6 protein-coding genes are annotated in these 16,062 nt (G+C 64.6%); 4 read left to right on the plus strand and 2 right to left on the minus strand.

What is annotated here, in order from left to right; all coding sequences use genetic code 11:
- Positions 1-155: 155 nt before the first annotated feature.
- Entirely contained in the window at positions 156-704 is a 549-nt protein-coding gene (locus tag AC1DDS_RS12135) for a Pycsar system effector family protein (RefSeq protein WP_477479124.1), read from the minus strand.
- A gap of 117 nt (positions 705-821) precedes the next feature.
- Here AC1DDS_RS12135 and AC1DDS_RS12140 point away from each other — a divergent pair, with 117 nt between their 5' ends.
- The 4 genes from AC1DDS_RS12140 (at position 822) to pbpC (ending at position 14,178) form a co-directional block, all read left to right on the plus strand.
- Positions 822-4,475, plus strand: a complete 3,654-nt coding sequence (locus AC1DDS_RS12140; protein WP_477479125.1) for a tetratricopeptide repeat protein — start codon at positions 822-824, stop codon at positions 4,473-4,475.
- Entirely contained in the window at positions 4,475-6,478 is a 2,004-nt protein-coding gene (locus AC1DDS_RS12145) for a CHASE2 domain-containing protein (RefSeq protein ID WP_477479126.1), read from the plus strand. Before AC1DDS_RS12140 ends, AC1DDS_RS12145 begins: the two co-directional genes overlap by 1 nt.
- 160 nt (positions 6,479-6,638) lie before the next feature.
- Positions 6,639-12,083, plus strand: coding sequence for an alpha-2-macroglobulin family protein (locus AC1DDS_RS12150; RefSeq protein ID WP_477479127.1), 5,445 nt, complete (start codon positions 6,639-6,641; stop codon positions 12,081-12,083).
- A 10-nt stretch (positions 12,084-12,093) separates the two neighbouring features.
- Complete coding sequence (gene pbpC, locus AC1DDS_RS12155; protein WP_477479128.1) at positions 12,094-14,178, plus strand: penicillin-binding protein 1C; 2,085 nt, start codon at positions 12,094-12,096, stop codon at positions 14,176-14,178.
- Here pbpC and AC1DDS_RS12160 read toward each other — a convergent pair whose 3' ends face one another.
- On the minus strand, positions 14,179-15,960 hold the full coding sequence (locus tag AC1DDS_RS12160) for a B12-binding domain-containing radical SAM protein (RefSeq protein ID WP_477479129.1): 1,782 nt from the start codon (positions 15,958-15,960) through the stop codon (positions 14,179-14,181).
- Between the last annotated feature and the right edge of the window lie 102 nt (positions 15,961-16,062).

The following is a 16,062-nucleotide window of genomic DNA, read 5'->3' on the forward strand; positions in this document are numbered from 1 at the left end:
CCAAGCACCAGCGATACTACCGCCACGGTCACCCGTCCTGCGCGCTCTGACGCGCAGTCGACCTCTTCTGTTCTGTCGTCGTTCGACCGCCCTTTCCCGGGCAGCACCTCAAGCAATGCGCTGGAGCCGAAAGGCCAACGCCGCCTTAACGCGCTTCAACCGCGCGTGAGCAGCAGTACGACGTAGGCGACAACAGTCGTCAGCAGTCCGCGGAACGCGAAACGAACCATCCGGTACTTGTTGATCGCAAGCTGCGCCATCGCGTCCGCATTTTCCATATACTGCCTGAATAGATAGGCCATATCGCCCGTTTCGTTTGCATCGACGAGGCGAGCGCGCTGGGCTGACCACGCACCCCAGAACAGGGACGTACCGCTGTTCACCCGTCGCGGCAGAACGACGAGAATGGCACAGATGATGGTAAAAACGATCGAAACCGCGAGAAAAGCCGACAATAGACCAAACAGTGGGTTGGCGCCCGTGTAGCGGCTTGCGTTGAATACTCCCTGCCCCTCCGCCGACCACATGAGAAAGGCAAGCATGAAGGTAAAAATGTAGGCTGCCTTCTGATCCGCTGACTTTACCTGGTCGTAGAATACGTCATTCACCTTCTTCACATGGTTGAAATGCTCAAAAGAAATATTCTGTTCTCCAGAAGCTTTCTCGATGATCACTTTATCCAAGGTAGCTCCAGCGTCTGTCATGAAATGACCACCCCTCCATTGTGTTTCCGTGTTAATACAGCCGCTGCCAAAAGCAACAGCGTTTTCCGGACCTGCTTGACATTTGCGCGATGGCTGTCAGTTCTTGCGCCGATGGGGATGCAATCCGGTCTGAGGACAATCGCGACACTGCCGCTCGTTGCCGCCTGGGGTTTGACGGCCGCCCATGGCGAGCCAATCCCGCGCGCGGGGCCCGCCGCCGGGTCCGTCATCGCCCGCAAGTCCGGCGAGGAAGTCCGCTTCCATGACGTTTCCAGCTGGCACGGTGTCGACCTCAACCAGGATCTGCTGACCGGCGATGCGTTGCGCACCAATGCCATCGGCCAGCTTGCCGTGCTTTTCGCCGACAACACCCAGGTGCGCCTCGGTCGCAACTCATCGATGCTGGTCCGGCAGATGGGCGCTTCCGGCGATACCGTGCTGGATCTTCAAGCCGGCACCCTTTGGGCCCGCGCCCAGCGCGGCGGCCAGGCCCTCAAGGTGGAGACGCCGGCGGCTGCGGCCGCGATCCGCGGCACGGACTGGTCACTGACCGTCGACGGCGACAAGACCTCGCTGGTCGTGCTCGAGGGCAGCGTCGAACTGGTGAACGAGCATGGCAGCGTGCAGGTTGGCCAGGGAGAGGCGGCCGTTGCCCGCATCGGCCAGGCACCGCAGAAGGTTATCGTCGTCAGTTCCGACGATCGCGAGCAGATGCTGTTCTATCTGTCCCTGCGCGACGCCTTCACCTTCATGCCCGCTTCGCCGCTGAAGGTTCCGCAGATGCGGCAGGCGATCGACCGCATCGATGCGAAACCCGAGGCGGAGCGCAGCGCCGAGGACTGGCTGACGCTGGCCGAAACCCAGCTCTCATTGGAAGGCCGGCAGAAGGCGATCGCTTCGCTCGACCACGCACGTGCAATGAAGCTCTCGGCCGCCCAGCGCGCGCGGGTCGATTTCCTTGATGCGCTCGTCGCCGGAGCGGAACTCCGCTTTGATGACGCGGCCCGCCTCTTCGCCCGCGCGCGGCCCGGACTCGATGCGAAACGCGGTAGCGTTGCCGACTATGGCGGCTTTTTCGCCCGCGCGCTGGTTAACCCTGATCGACTGGAGAAAGCTCCGCGGCGGGTGACCGGCCCATATGGCGCCTTCACCAAGGCCTATGCCGCCGGTTTCATGGAGAATATCCGGGCGGCGCTGGACATCATCAAAGACGCGGAACGGAACTACCCCGACGACCCGACGCTCCCGGCCTACCGGGCATTCTTCGCTCTGCTCCTGAACGATCGCGAGCAGATGAAGGAGGCGATGGACCGGTCCCTATCGCTTGATCCGACGCATCCGGTCGCGCTCCAGGCCCGCGCCCGCTACCGCGCCGATATCGAGGGTAACATCGACACCGCCATCGAAGATATCGACGCCGCCCTGAAGATCGCCCCCGGCTCGACGAACCTCTGGAACGATCTCGGGTTGGTCCAGTCGGCACGGGGCGACATGCAGTCGGCCGAGGCGGCGTTGTTGCGGGCAATCGAGCTGGACCCCGAAGACGTCGCCGCCCACACCAACCTCGCCATTCTCTACCTCGACCAGGACCGCGTGCGCGAAGCCAAGCGCGAGATCGACCGGGTGATGGAGCTCGACCCCGGCTTCGACCTCGCCCTGATCGCGCGCGGCCGCTACCACCTGCAGACCGGTGACCTGGAGAAAGCGACCGAGGACCTCCTCAAGGGCACCGTCGCAAACCCCGCCTACTCGCAAGGCCAACTCCTGCTTGCCGTCGCCCATCAGGAGCAGCGCAATCGCGACGCCGCCCGGCAGGCGTTGGACAATGCCGATCGTCTGGACCCGAACGATCCGGTCATCCCATCGTTCAGGGCAAGCGTCGCAATCGACGAATACGATTCGGACGGCGCCATTGCCGCCGCTCAGGAATATCTGCGTCGGCTGCGCGCAACCGGAGGCGAGCACGCGGCCATCAGCTTCAACCATGACGCCGGTTCGACCCTCAACAACGCGTTTCGCCTGCAGGGCCTGAACGCCTGGGGACAGTTCTACGGCGACATCACCTTCGACCCGTTCACCGGGACGTCCTATATCGACCAGACGCTCCACGGCAGCGTCAACCCGTTCCTGAACGCCCACCTGTATGGCAGCGACGGAATCGAGCCGACCCAGAATAAGGCGACCTTCTCGTCCTTCATGCAGGGATTGCTGTACGACCCGCATATGCTGGCAGGACCATCGGCCCGGCCGTACTACATCCGCTATCCCTTCGCCGAAGTGGAGCTTGGCTACGGCTTTTCGAGCTTTAACGGCGACTCCCGCCCCATCTACGAAGGCAGTTGGCAGAGCTTCAGCAACCTGCCATTCCCGGTCAGCACGCTGGCCAGCCTCCAATGGGTCAATACGCCGTTTTCCGGTAGCAGCACCATTCCGCCAAGCGACTATGAGGGCGAGACGAGACTGGTCAGCGGCGTCGGCTATCTCACCGCAACTCCGACGCCGGACGACCGCTTCGTGGCCTATGGTCAGCATTTCGACAGCCGGTTCGATCTCAGCACGTTCTATCCCGCCTTCACGATCGACCGCGACGAAAGTCTGAAGACGACCGCGGCAGGGATCGGCTGGAGCCACACGTTCAGTTTCGAGAACGTGCTGAACGCCGCCTTCTTCTACGGCGACACCGAAAGCCGCGAAGATTTCACTTTGACGGGCCTGGCACCAATCGGCACGATCGACTCACGCCAGACAAGTTATGTTGGCGCCCTGAACCACACAGTCGCCGCCGGGGACCTGACCTGGCGATACGGTGTCGAGGGAGGCATCGTCGATCTGGGCTACGGCGGAACGCTCATTTCGGAGCCGATCGATACCAGGGTCGACTATGGGCGCCTTTACGTGGACGTCCTCCACGAGATCAACCCTGCGCTGAAGGCAGAGTACGGCCTGTTTGGCACGTATGCCGACAGCGATATCGTCGAAACACGCCGGGTCGATCCGCGCGCCGGCATTGCCTTTGCTCCGACGGACGGACAATGGCTGCGCGCCGCCTACATTGGCCAGAGCTACGACTTCGACGTCAACACGCTATCCCCGGTCAGCACCGTCGGCCTTCAGCCGAACCAGGCAGGACTTGCCATCGACGGAAACGTCGACACGATAGCGGCTCGCTGGGATTCCGAATGGAGCGACTGGCTCTTCACAGGCGTCGAATTCCAGCATCAGGACCTCGAAGATTTCAGTATCGGACATCCTGCAACCTGGGATTCGCTTTTCCTGCCGGACATCATTGGGCTGACGGACGGGCGCCTCGACCGAGCAAGCGTGACTTCGAACGTCCATATCGGTCACGGCTTTGGTCTCTCCGGGACCCTCGCCTACATCAATTCGGAAAACCAGGATCCCGACAGCTTGGACGAGGGCAGGTCCTTGCCCTTCGTGCCGGAATGGGCGGGACAGGTTGCCCTTACCTGGGTCAACGAAGCCAACATCAAGGCGACGGTAGCGGCAAACTATATCGGCAAGCGCTCGGGCAATGAGACGATCTTCCTGGGCGACGGCGGCACGCCAGGCGACCCGACCGACGACTTCCTCCTTCCCCAGGAGTTGGACGCCTACTGGACGCTCGACGCCGCGGTGACCTGGGAGCCGCTCGACAAGCGCTTTGAGCTCAGCCTGGCGGCGTTCAACCTGTTCGACGAGGATTTTGAGGTGGCGACCGGCATTCCCGGATGGGGCCGCAGCTTCAAGGGTGCGGTTAAAGTTCGGTTCTGATGGAAAACACGTCCCACCCACCTCCAGCCAGAAACGTCGCCGGCACGCCGAAGATCAGTCGCAGACTTCGGCTGGTGCTGCTGACCGTTGCCACCATTCTCATCGTCTCTGCGCTCACGCGCCTGCCGGGCTGGTCGCTGCAGGAGCTTCGCAGCTTCGACTACCTGTCGACGCTGGACGACCCAGCCCCACCCGCAGACAGCCCGATCGTGGTCGCGATCGACGAGCCCTCGCTTGCCGAACTGAACGTGCAGTGGCCCTGGCCGCGCGACATTCACGCGCGCCTGATCACCGCGCTGCGCGCCGCCGGCGCAAAGGCGATCGCGCTCGACATCATCTTCGCCGAACCATCGGCACCCGAACGCGACGCGGCACTCGCTGCAGCCCTTGGTCCCGATGTGGTGCTTGCCGGCGACGAGAGCGTGATCGTCACTCCGCAGGCGGAACAGCTCGTCCGGACGACGCCGTTGCCGCTTTTCAGCGAGGCCGGCGCCGTCACCGGCATGGCCTCGATCACGCTCGGCGGTGACGGCATCTTCCGCGATCTGCCGCGCTACGACGATGCGCTCTCCCGCCAGCTTGCCCGCGTCGCCGGCCAGCCGCACGAGCTGCCGCCGGGCGACTGGATGATCCAATCCTATGGCGCGGCCCGCAGCTATCCGACCGTTTCCTATTACCAGGCCCTCGATCCGGAAAACTTCCTGCCGAAGGACTTCTTCCGCGACCGGGTGGTGATCGTCGGCCTCAGCCTGCAGAATGCGCCGGAAATCGACCATGGCGGCGCCGACGCGTTTGCGACCCCCTATACCGTGCATACCGGCCGCCTCGTGGCCGGCGTCGAAATCCAGGCGACGCTCTTCGACAACATCACCAAGGGCAGCGCCATCCGGCGGGCGGAATCGCCACTGGTGCTGATCGGTATCACGCTCTCGGCGATTCTTGCGGCCTTCACCGTCTGGCGCTCGACCCGCTGGCAGACCGCCGCGGTCGCACTCGCCGTGACGCTGGCGCTTGCCACGATCAGCTTCCTGCTGATCCGCCACGCCTACCTCTTCGTCTCGCCGCTCGGGCCGGCGCTCGCCTTTGTCTCGGTCGCGGTTGGCCAGGCGGCGTTCGACTACGCCGACGAGCGGCGCAACCGAAAGCAGATCACACGCGCCTTTTCCCAGTACCTGTCGCCCGCGCTCGTCGAGCGGCTCGCCCGCGACCCGTCGCAACTGCGCCTCGGTGGCGAACGGCGCACGCTTTCCATCCTCTTTTGCGACGTGCGCGGCTTCACCACCATCGCCGAGACGATGAAGGACGACCCGGAGCAACTGACCAACTTGATCAACCGCCTGCTGACGCCCCTGTCGGAGATCGTGCTTGGCCACGGCGGGACAATCGACAAATACATCGGCGACTGCCTGATGGCCTTCTGGAACGCACCTCTGGACGATGACGATCACGCCAATCATGCCGTCGCGGCGGCGATCGACATGCTGGCCCGGATGGAGACGCTGAATGTCGAGCTGAAGCGCGAGGCAGTCGAACGCGGCTCGGCCTACCATGAACTTCGGATCGGCATCGGCATCAACACCGGCGATTGCGTCGTCGGAAATATGGGCTCCTCCCAACGGTTTGACTATTCGGTGCTGGGTGATTCCGTGAACCTCGCCTCCCGCCTCGAAGGCGCATCGAAGAACTACGGGGTGCCGCTGCTGATCGGCGAAGGCACTGCCCTTCTGGCGGACCGTTTCGTCAGCCTCGAGCTGGATCGCATCACCGTGAAGGGACGTACGGTCGCCTCCCCGGTCTTCACTGCCCTGGCCGATATTCCGGACGGGATGGCCGCCAAGCACAACCGGTTCATCACCGCCCGCTATGACGGCACATTGCAGGCCGAAGACCCGCTCTTCAATGAATTGACCGCGGCGCTGCCGGGTCTGTCGCGCTACTATGAGGGGGTGCGCGCCAAGCTGGTCGTCAACGGCATCGGAGACGGCAAGAAAGCTACCTCTTGACCGGCGATGAAAAGCGATGGCTCGCCCGTATTATCCCTGGAACAGGCCGCCAATCCGATCGTCTTGTGCAGTATCCGCTTGAATACGACCATCGGTTGACATGCCGGGCCGATGTCTCAAAAGTGCTTTGTGTCTGGCGGCGTTTGGAGGATTTGGGTCTATGCGTGCGTTTATCGGTTTTTCCGCAATCTTCCTCGCCATCGCAGCAAGCGCATTTCCGGGACAGGCTGCCGAGACAAAGCGCTCGATCGTCACCACGGAGAATGGCGACTATTTTGGCTTCGACCTGCGCACCGTCCAGAACGTCACGCTCGACCAATGCAAAACCAGCTGCATTGACGACATGTCCTGCCGCGCCTTCACCTATAACCCGAAGGTGAAGTGGTGCTTCCTCAAGTCCGACTTCAGCCAGCTGAACGGTTTCCCCGGCACGACCGCCGGCAAGATAGTGCTCACCGACGGCGAGCCCGATGTCGGTGCCGCCCCTTCGCTCGATTTCATTCCTGAGGGGATGGTAGCGGAAGCGCGGGCGCTGAAGACCAACCTCGCACTGCTCGGCACGCAGGAAGGCCAAGGGGCCGAAAGCCTCGCTTCGCTCGGCCGCATCGAAATATCGTCCGGACGCGTCTCCGAAGCCCTCGACGCCTACAAGGGGGCGTTGTCGCTTGCACCCGACGACCGTCATCTGTGGATCGAGATGGCGCAGGCCGCAGCGCTGGCAACGGACAATTCCTATCTGACCGGCCAGGGGCCGCTTGCCGCCCTGAATGCCTACTGGCTGACGCGCACCACGTCGGCCCGGGCGCAGGCGCTGGCCGTGCTCGCCGAAACGCTGGACAAATCCGCCAACTATCGCGCCGGAATAGACGCCTACAAGGCGAGCCTTGCGCTTGTCGAGGACCCGACTGTGCGCGCCGCCTATCTCGACCTGAAGGCGCGCCAGGGTTTTCGCGTCGTCCAGCATACGATCGACAACGACAGCGTCAGCCCGCGCGCCTGCGTGCAGTTCTCCGAGCCGCTGGTGAAGTTCGGCGCGGACTATGCGAGCTTCGTGACGCTCGACGGCAAGGCGCCGAAGGGCGTCGAGGCGAAGGACAACCAGATCTGCGTGGAGGGGCTGAACCACGGCCAGCGCTACAAGCTTGCCTTCCGTCAGGGCCTGCCGTCTTCGGTCGACGAAAACCTCGAATCGCCGGTCGAGCTCGACATCTACGTGCAGGACCGCAGCCCCAGCGTGCGCTTCACCGGCGACAGCTTCGTCCTGCCGAGCACCGCACGTCGCGGCATTCCGATGATCTCGGTCAACACTGAAAGCGCCGACCTGAAGCTGTACCGCGTCGGTGACCGCAACATAACCTCGCTGCTCGCCGGCTCGCAGTTTCTCACCCAACTCGACGGCTACGGCGCCAGCCGCATCGAGAGCGAGATCGGCGAACTCGTCTGGCAGGGCCAGATCGACATGCAGCGCGATCTCAACAAGGACGTCGTGACCTCGTTTCCGGTCGACGAGGCGCTGCCGCAGCGCCAGCCCGGCATCTACGTGCTGACGGCCACGGCCGCGAACGGACCGAAGCGCGACTGGGATGCCAAGGCCACCCAGTGGTTCCTTGTCTCCGACATCGGGCTTTCGACATTCGCCGGCACGGACGGCCTCCATATCTTTGCGCGGGCGCTGAGCAGCGCCAAGCCCATGGCAGGCGTCGAACTGCAGTTACTCGCCAAGAACAATGAAATCCTCGGCACGGCGATGACCGATGCCGATGGACGCGCCACCTTCACCGCCGGGCTGATCCGCGGCACGGCCGCCATGATGCCAGCCGTACTAACGGCGCGGAACGGCACGTCGGACTACGTCTTCCTCGACATGACCCGCGCCGGCTTCGATCTGTCCGACCGTGGCGTCACCGGACGCCCGGCCCCCGGCGCGATCGATATCTTCGCCTGGACCGAGCGCGGCATCTACCGCGCCGGCGAGACCGTTCACGTCGCAGCCCTTGCCCGCGACATCGAGGCAAGGGCGATCGAGAAGCTGCCGCTGACCTTCGTCTTCACCCGCCCCGACGGCGTCGAGGACCGTCGCAACATCAGCAACGACAGCAAGCTTGGCGGCTACGTCGTAGACTATGCGATCCAGCCGAATGCGATGCGCGGCAGTTGGACGATGCAGATCTACACCGATCCGAAGGCGCCGGCGCTCGCCGACAAAACCTTCCTTATCGACGACTTCGTGCCGGATCGCACCGAATTCGACCTGACGAGCGCCGCCAACGAGATTGTCAGCGGTACGCCGGTCGCGATCGATGTCGATGGCCGTTATCTCTACGGCGCTCCTGCCGCCGGCCTCGACATCGAAGGCGATGTCGCGCTCAAGCCGGCGCGCGAAAGCGAACACTTCAAGGGCTACCTCTTCGGCCTCGCCGACGAGGAGGCGATGGAGGAAAACCGCGTGCCGATCGAGGGCCTTCAACCGCTCGACGAAGATGGCAAGGCAACCTTCGATGTGGATGTCAGCGAACGCCCCGCCACGACCCAGTTGCTGAACGCCGCCGTCACGGTTCGCATGAGCGAGGCCGGCGGCCGTGCCGTCGAGCGTTCGCTGACACTGCCCGTCCGGTCCGAGGGGCCGATGATCGGCATCCGCCCGGCGGCCGCGGGCGACGTGCCGGAGAACTCCGTCGCCCGCTTCCATGTGATCGTCGCAAGTCCGGACGGAACGAAGCAGGCGATGAACGGCCTGCCGTGGAAACTGCTCAGCGTCCAGCGCGACTACCAATGGTACCGTGACGGCAGCTCCTGGCGCTACGAGCCGATCCTTTCGACGAAGCAGGTCGAGGCCGGCGTGATCGACGTCACCGCGGATGGCGCGGACATCGCGGTTCCCGTTAGCTGGGGCCGCTATCGGCTCGAAGTCGAGTCCGCCTCCGCCGACGGGCCGGCGACGAGCATCGAATTCGACGCCGGCTGGTATGTCGAGGCGACCTCGACGGAGACGCCGGATGCGCTGGAAATCGCTCTCGACAAGGAGAGCTATGCGATCGGCGAGACGGCGAAGCTGAAGGTCTCCTCGCGCTATGCCGGCGAGCTTCTCGTCACCAACGGCACGGAGAGCCTTATCTCCGCCAGCACCGCCTCGCTCAGTGAGACCGGCGGCGAGGTCGAGATCCCCGTCACCGCCGACTGGGGTGCGGGTGCCTACGTCACTGCCACGCTCTACCGTCCCGGCGACGACCGGGAGAGCCGCATGCCGATGCGCGCCATCGGCGTCAAATGGCTGAAAGTGGACCCGGCCGGGCGCAAACTCACCGTGAGCCTCGGCGCGCCGGAAAAGACGCTGCCGCGCCAGCCGCTCGATATCGCGGTCTCGGTCGCAGGCGCCGGCGCGAACGAGGACGCTTACGTGACGGTCGCCGCCGTGGACGTCGGCATCCTCAATCTCACCCGCTACGAGGCACCCGATCCGGACGGCTGGTATTTCGGCCAGCGCCGGTTGGGTCTTGAAATCCGCGACCTTTACGGCCGGCTGATCGACGGCTCGCTCGGGGCAGCAGGACGCCTTCGCACCGGCGGCGACGGCGGCCAGATGGCGCTGGAGGGCAGCCCGCCGACGCAGAAGCTCGTCGCCTTCTTCACCGGCCCCGTGAAACTCGACGCGGAGGGCAAGGCGAAGGTCTCGTTCGATATTCCGCAGTTCAACGGCACCGCCCGCGTCATGGCCGTCGCCTGGTCGAAGGACGGCATCGGCCACGGCACGGCTGACGTCATCATCCGCGATCCGGTGGTCGTAACCGCCAGCCTGCCGAAATTTTTGGCGCCCGGGGACCGAGCCAGCTTGCGCCTCGACATCGCCAATACGGATGCACCCGCCGGCGACTACCAACTCGGCGTCACCCACAACAAGGCGGTGATGGTCGAGCAGACCGGGGCTGCGCAAACCGTCCGTCTCGAAGCCGGAGGCAAGGCCGACCTGACGCTGCCGCTGATCGGCGGCGAGGTCGGCGACGGCGTCGTGACCGTCGCGCTGTCGGACAGCGCGGGCCATTCCTGGGAGCAGTCGCTCGATATCCCCGTGCGGCCTTCGACCCTACCGATTACCACCCGGCGTGTGCTGGAGCTTGCCGCCGGCGGTAGCCTGACGATCGATGACCAACTGCTCGCCGACAGCATCCTCGGCAGCGCCTCGGTGGCGCTCAACGTCTCGCGCTCCAGTGCCTTCGACATCCCCGCTCTGCTGATGACGCTCGATCGCTACCCCTATGGCTGCGCCGAGCAGATCACCAGCCGCGCCCTGCCGCTGCTCTATCTTAGCGAACTCTCGAAGGACACTGGCCTTCCCGACGACGACGAGACGAAGAAGCGGGTGCAGGAAGCGATCTATCGGGTGCTCTCCAACCAGTCCTCCTCCGGTAGCTTCGGCCTGTGGGGACCGGGCTATGGCGACCTCTGGCTCGATGCCTACATAAGCGATTTCCTGACCCGAGCCCGCGAGCAGAAGTTCGAGGTTCCGGAACAGGCGATGGTGCAGGCGCTGGACAATCTCCAGAACGCACTCTCCTACGACAACAACGTGCAGGAGCGCGGCAACGAGATCGCCTATGCGCTCTATGTGTTGGCGCGCAACCGCAAGGCCGCGATCAGCGACCTGCGCTACTACGCCGACACGCGCCTCTCCGAGTTTCCGACCCCACTCGCCAAGGCGCATATCGCCGCCGCCCTCGGGCTCTATGGCGACGCGCAACGCTCCGCGCAGATCTTCCGGGAATCGCTGCGCATGTCGAGCAATGTCACCAATGTCAGTCTGGAACGGTCCGACTACGGCTCGGCGCTGCGTGACGGCGCGGCGGTGCTGGCGCTCGCGGCCGAAAGCAATCCGGCCCCGACGATCATTCCGGAAATGGCGAAAATCGTTGCCGGCGAATGGCAGCGCAAGGCCTATACCAGCACCCAGGAGCAGACCTGGATGCTGCTCGCCGCCCGCGCGATCCTGAACGAGGACAAATCGCTTCGCCTCGAGGTCAACGGCGCCGAGCACGACGGCCGCTATGCCGCCCGCATGAGCGGCGAGGACCTGCTGCATGAGCCGGTCACCATCGTCAACCGCGGCAAGGAGCCTGTCTCCACCGTATTGACGACGGTCGCGGCGCCTGTCCAGCCGCTGCCGGCCGGCGGCGACGGCTACGCCATCGAGCGCAGCTACTACACGCTCGACGGTGAACCGGCGACGATCTCCGAGGCCCGCCAGAACGAGCGCTATGTCGTCGTGCTGAAGGTCACTGAGAACAATCCCTGGCGGTCTCGCGTGCTGATCACCGACCTCTTGCCGGCCGGGCTGGAGATCGACAATCCGAGCCTCGTCAGCAGCGCCGACCTCTCCAATTTCGAGTGGATCGGCGAGGTCGAGGCGGCGCACACCGAGTTCCGCAGCGACCGCTTCGTCGCCGCCTTCGACCGCCAGGGCGGCAGCGGCGACGACATCACGCTCGCCTATGTGGTGCGAGCCGTGACGCCCGGCACCTACGACCATCCGGCGGCAACCGTCGAGGACATGTACCGGCCGCAATTCTCCGCCCGCACGGCAACGGGGCGGATGCAGGTGCTGGCCGAGTAGGGAGAAGACCGTGTCCCTGCTGCGCAAGGGTCTGATTGCCCTTTTTGGCGGTGCAGTCCTCTGCACCGCCCTCCTGCACGGCCTCGACTGGGCCGACCGGACCTATCCACCGCCGATTGAAAAGGCGAAGGAGGTATCGCGCGAGGTGGTCGACGCGGACGGACGGCTATTGCGCGCCTTTGCGACCTCGGAGGGCCTCTGGCGGCTGCAGACGACGGCAGCGAATGTCGACCCGCAATTCGTCCGCATGCTGATCGCCTATGAGGACCAGCGCTTCTATGAGCACAGGGGCATCGATCCGCTGGCGCTCTTGCGCGCCGCCGCCCAGTTCCTTGGCAACGGCCGGATCGTCTCCGGCGCCTCGACGCTGTCGATGCAGGTCGCCCGGCTGATCGAGCCGCGCGAAAACCGTTCGGTGCTCGCGAAGATGAGACAGATCGCCCGCGCGATCCAGATCGAGCGGCGGCTTACCAAGGCGGAAATCCTCGACCTTTACCTCACCCACGCCCCCTATGGCGGTAATCTCGAAGGCGTGCGGGCGGCGAGCCTTTCCTATTTCGGCAAGGAGCCGAGGCGACTGTCGGTCACCGAATCAGCTCTTCTCGTCGCCCTGCCGCAACTGCCCGAGCGCCGCCGCCCGGATCGTTTTCCGAAAGAAGCCGAGGCGGCACGCGCGCGTGTGCTGACCCGCATGGCCGTTTCGACCGTCATTGGCGAAGGCGAGGCGGAACGCGCCTCGGCTGAGACGGTCCCCGCGCGCCGGCTGCAGCTTCCGGCGCTAGCGCCGCATCTCTCCGAACTCGCCCTGCGCAAAAGCCCCGGGCGTCAGCGCCACGAGACGACGATTCGCCGTGACATCCAGCAGGCGCTGGAGACGATCGCCCGCGACGCCGCCGCGCGGCTCGGCCCGAAACTCTCCGTCGCGATGGTAATGGCGGATGCGAGGACCGGCGCGATCGTCGGCGAGGTCGGCTCGGCCGACTACTTCGACGCTTCCCGATCCGGCTGGATCGACATGACGCGCCAGATCCGCTCGCCCGGCTCGGCGCTGAAACCCTTCATTTACGGGCTCGCCTTCGAGGAAGGCCTCGTCGCCCAGGAAACGATCGTCGAGGACCGCCCGGCCGATTTCTTCGGCTACCGGCCACGCAATTTCGACATGAGCTACCAGGGCGACGTCAGCGTGCGCCAGGCGCTGCAGCTGTCCCTGAACGTTCCGGCCGTACGACTGCTCGACGCCGTCGGTCCGACGCGGCTGACAGTGCGGCTGCGCCGCGCCGATGTCCGGCTCGCGCTGCCCGCCGGTGAGGCACCGGGCCTGGCGATCGGCCTTGGCGGCGCCGGCATCAAGCTGCGCGACCTCGTCCAGCTCTATGCCGCGCTTGCCAACGAGGGCAAGGTCGTGCGGCTCGGCGACGGCGTCGACCGCTCTCAGGAAGTGGTTGTCGGCGATCCATTGCTCGACCCCGCCGCCGTCTGGAACGTCACCGACACGCTGTCCGCCGTGCTGCCGCCGCGCGGCAGTCGAAGGCTCGGCATCGCCTACAAGACCGGCACCAGCTACGGCTACCGCGACGCCTGGTCGGTCGGCTACGACGGCCGCCACGTACTCGGCGTCTGGGTCGGCCGCGCCGACAACGCCGCCGTCCCTGGCCTGACCGGCTACGAGGCCGCCGCCCCGATCCTGTTCGAGGCATTCTCCAAATCCGGCGTCGCGATCACGCCGCTTCCGAAGGCGCCGGCCGGCGCAGTCAGGATCGCCCAGTCCGAACTGCCGGTCGGCCTGCGCCGTTTCGCCCGCACCGACAGCGGCCTCGTCTCGGCCACCGCGCGCGAACCAGCGCCGCAGATCGTCTATCCGCCGGAAGGCGCGCATGTGGAGCTGGGCGCCAGATCCGGCAGCGCGATCGCGCCGTTGGCGCTAAAACTGCAGGGTGGCCGCGCCCCGTTCCGCTGGCTCGCCAACGGGAAGATGCTGCCGGAAAGCTCGCGCCGGCGCACCGCCGAATGGGTGCCCGACGGCGCCGGCTATTCGACGCTGACGGTGATCGACGCCGCCGGCCGGGCGGCGAGCGTGCGGGTGTTCGTGGAGTAATTAGCCGGCCGAATTGGAGTGGGTGAGCGCCGCGACCTTCTTTACGTGCGCCACCGCTGCCGTACCGCCGGCGGTCTTGGTGAACAGATCGCGCGTTTCCTCTTCGTCGGCTCCGACCGGCATCAGCGCCTGATCCATGTAGCCCTTTGAAGCCGGATCGCGGGAGATCCGGTAGGCGGCAGCCGTCAATCGGATGATGGTGCCCGCGAGCGCCACATGCTTGCGCAGCGTCTCCCAGACAAATTGCGGCCAGAAGATCAGCGGATGGACCGGCTCCAGGCCTGGCCGCCGCTCAGACGGTTGCTTCAGGCGCAGAAGTCCGCTCTGCAGTGGATGCACGTTTTCAAGCGGCACCGTCGTTGCGAAGGAAACGAGCAGCTTGACGAGGCTCCCGATCGGCACGCCTGTCGCGGCCGCGCGGCGCAGCAGCGTCCGCATGTGCTCGGGCGAGTAATAGAGCTGCCATGCCTCGCGGTATATTCCCTCCCACGCTTCCCGGCTCATCTTCGGATGCGCCGTGCACACATGCTCGACATCATACACGTTGAGATCGGCCCGCATCTCGATACCGCTTTGCCAGAGCTTCTGGTGATCCTCCGAACCGGGCAATGGTGTGAGGATGAAGAACTCGACGATGTCGATCGGCAGTTCGTGTTGAATGATGGCGATGTCGCGCCGGATGGTCTCGGGCGTATCGGCCGGAAAGCCGAGGATATAGCCTGCGAGCGTGATGATGCCCTGCGCCTTCCAGGCAAGCAGCATTTTCCTGTATTCGGTGATCTTGTTCTGGTTCTTCTTTGCCGAGGTGAGGTTGTCGGGGTTGACGTTTTCGAGGCCGATGAAAACGCGGGTAACGCCGGCACGCTTTGCCTTTTCGATGAAATTCGGGATCTTGTGGCAGAGCGTGTCTACCTGGATCATCAGGCCGAGCGGAATACGGTCCTTCTCTCGCAGTTCGATCAGCCGGTCAAAGATCGGCTCCCATTCCTTGTTGCGGGCGAAATTATCGTCGGTGATGAAGAATTTGTGGACGCCCTGTGCCCAGTTCATCCGCACGAGCTTCTCGACGTCATCGGCCGAGCGGAAGCGCGACTTGCGCCCCTGCACGTTGATGATCGTGCAGAAGGAACATTGGTAGGGACAGCCGCGCCCGGCATCGAAGCTCGTGCTCAAGCCGAGCGTGCGTCCGACATTTTCCTTCGGCAGGAACGGGACGGGCGTGCCGCCAATGCCGGGCAGATCGTCCATGAAGTTGTAGATCGGCTCCAGCCGGCCCCTGGCCGCGTCGCACAGCACGGTATCAAGTCGACCCTCCGCCTCGCCTGCGAACATGGCAATGCCCATCTTCCGGCATGAGTCGAGGTCCACCGCCGTGCCTTCAAGCATGGCAATGCAGCCCGACACGTGAAAGCCGCCCATGGCAACCGGTATGCCGGCCTCACGGAATGGCAGCGCAATATCGAGGGCACGCGGATACTGGTTGGATTGGACACCCACAAGCGCCACCAGGCCAAAATTGTCGTGTCCGCCAAGCCGGCGCAGAAGGGCCGGAAAATCGATATGCGTATTCGTCTCGTCGATCGCTGTGATGTCGATCGCAACGTCCGGGCCGAGCACCTCACGCTCGGCGCAGTCAGCGGCAAGGCCATAGAGGGCGGCGAGTGAGTTCGAAGGGATCATCGGCCGCCACCAGCGGATCACGTAGCCATCGTCGTCATAGTGCGAGGGCTTGATCAGAATGAGTTGGAAGCGTCTCTTCTTGGCTTGCGAAACATGTGCCATGCTATCACTTTCGCGTTAGAGACGATGTCCCAGTTTAGCAGAGCCCCTTGGGCGCATCCAGACGTGCATTACGCCTGACCTGTCGCGGATGAACGGCCTCTC

Source organism: Mycoplana sp. 10N416, from assembly GCF_056394765.1.